The 2036-nt window shown below is 41.7% G+C and carries 3 protein-coding genes; all 3 read left to right on the forward strand.

The window, feature by feature from the left end:
• Nucleotides 1–1357, forward strand: a 1357-nt coding sequence (locus ACFIL2_RS04665; RefSeq protein ID WP_375681692.1) for a filamentous hemagglutinin, incomplete at its 5' end; no start/stop codon positions are given.
• Nucleotides 1358–1377: 20 nt separating this feature from the next.
• The gene (locus ACFIL2_RS04670; RefSeq protein WP_375640475.1) at nt 1378–1779 is read left to right on the forward strand and encodes a hypothetical protein; all 402 of its coding nucleotides are present in this window, start codon (nt 1378–1380) and stop codon (nt 1777–1779) included.
• Nucleotides 1767–1895, forward strand: a complete 129-nt coding sequence (locus ACFIL2_RS04675) for a hypothetical protein (protein ID WP_375640473.1) — start codon at nt 1767–1769, stop codon at nt 1893–1895. Before ACFIL2_RS04670 ends, ACFIL2_RS04675 begins: the two co-directional genes overlap by 13 nt.
• Nucleotides 1896–2036: the final 141 nt, after the last annotated feature.

Consider the following 2036-nt stretch of genomic DNA (forward strand, 5'->3'; position numbering starts at 1 on the left):
TAGTGATTATCATAGTGTTGTGGAACAATCAGGCATCAAAGCGGGTGATGGCGGCTTTAATATCAACGTTAAAGATAAAACGACCCTAACCGGAGGTATTATTGAAAGCACTGCGCCGGCAGATAAAAATAAACTGACCACAGGAACCATTACGACGAGTGATATCACCAACAGTGCTCATGCTCAAGCCAGCAGCCAAGGTTTAAGCATTTCAGCGGGTGGTCCGATGTATCAGGGCAAATATGGTGTCGGGAAAAACATTGCTAAAAATGTCTTAGATCATTCAAAAGCTAAAGATTCAGAGGAAGGATATACCAAATCTGCTATCAGCAATGGCACCATTGTGTTGACTGATGAAGCAGGGCAGAAGGCATTAACAGGGCAAGATGTTGAGCAAGCCATCGCCTCCCTTAATCGGGATACTGCTAGCGCCCATAAGAGTGTACAACAGCTCGATGTAGGCAAGCTGGAACAAATCGTCCATGAAAATCGCGAAATGGCGACACAACTTTTAGAAGAAGGGTTTAAATACAGTGATGACTCCTATAAAACCATGTTTATCAAAGAGCATCCCATTGCCGTGGTCGACCGTGATGAAAAGGGTAATATAATCTATGAAATAGATGCAAATGGGGTACCTATAAGAGACGCTCGTGGACAACCAATACCTCACGCACATTATTTAACGGATGAAGAAAAGCAGCATTTACAAGAGGGTGCTGATGGCAAGGTGCATGTGTCCTTTAATGGCATCTTTACGCCACCAGAGGAAGCCGCTGTTTATGCGGTTCAACATGCGAAGGATAAAAATGCACCGCTTTATTTTGTTGTGTTTCCAGAAGCTGATTCTGCTATCTCAGAACTTCTGGTCGCGGGCTACCAGAAGTTTATGGAAAATAACTTTTGGGGTTTGACCAATTCCACACAAGAAGCAAAAAATCTGATGTCTCGCTATGGTAACACGGGATTGGAAGAGTATGGCCATAGCCGCGGTACCATGTCATTGGGGAATATGCTGTATTCTTTCAAACAAGAAGGTGTGCACGGTATAGCCGACAACACGAAGATTAATTTCTATGGACCAGCCTTTAATGTTTTAGTTGCATCCGGTCTGTTAGGTTATGTGAGTGATGGCAAACAAACCACTATTGGCTTTGATGGGAATAGATATGACTTTGTAAGCAGAATTATTGGTGGCAATGGCTATACCTACGGGACACTCCCTGCTGGTAGTAACGTTTGGACAGAATGGTGGAGAGTGATCATGAATCCCATAAGCTCCCATACTTGCCTTGGAGATGCGAGCGATATGTGCCAAAAGACTTATGGCACATCTCATCGTGAACAAAAACCTTGAATTAGATTATGGAATAAAAAATGAAACAAACTTTAAAATTATTGAGTACATTAACTCTATTAATCATCACTGGTTGTCAATTTAATAAAACTCCTACATCCTCTATAGGAGCCTGGGAGAAACCGGGAGCAGATTTTACTGAGGTAGCAAAAGCACTTTTAGAATGTGGAATGCCAACCCCTTATGATGTATTTCCAGAAAACAGAAAGCAGAGCATCAATGCAAAAGCAACAACTTATGCTTGCATGCTTCAATCAGGTTTCCGTGATAAAGTGGGGGGAGGGACTTGGTGCGAGAATCATAAAGCCGAAAACTTACCCATATGTCGTCTAGGCGCTGTTGTTCCACAGCGCAGTGTCAAGAAGCGCTTGAACAGCCCTTTTTGTAAAAAATATAAAAACGCACCTGAATGCAAACCTTAAGTCTTTCTGTTTGTGATGATCAACAATCTGCCATCCTTGCCTTTGCTTGGAATGGTGGGATTGTTTTCTCAATCCATCATCTCAATATTGTTCACCGTTGTTTTAAGCAGCGATGACAGAAAATATCAACAAGCTTCCGAGCTGTTTTATAGTAAATAAATCCATTGAAAGAGGGAAAAAATGAAGAAAATCTTAAAACTGTTGAGTTGTATAGCTCTGTTAAGTATCACTGGATGTGTTAACTCAATTCCCTCACT

It is taken from the genome of Bartonella sp. AP30XZML, assembly GCF_042195945.1.
GTDB lineage: Bacteria > Pseudomonadota > Alphaproteobacteria > Rhizobiales > Rhizobiaceae > Bartonella.

Coding starts and splice junctions, on each gene's coding strand:
- ACFIL2_RS04670 (WP_375640475.1), top strand. CDS start 1,378: ATGAAACAAACTTTAAAATTATTGAGTACATTAACTCTATTAATCATC.
- ACFIL2_RS04675 (WP_375640473.1), top strand. CDS start 1,767: ATGCAAACCTTAAGTCTTTCTGTTTGTGATGATCAACAATCTGCCATC.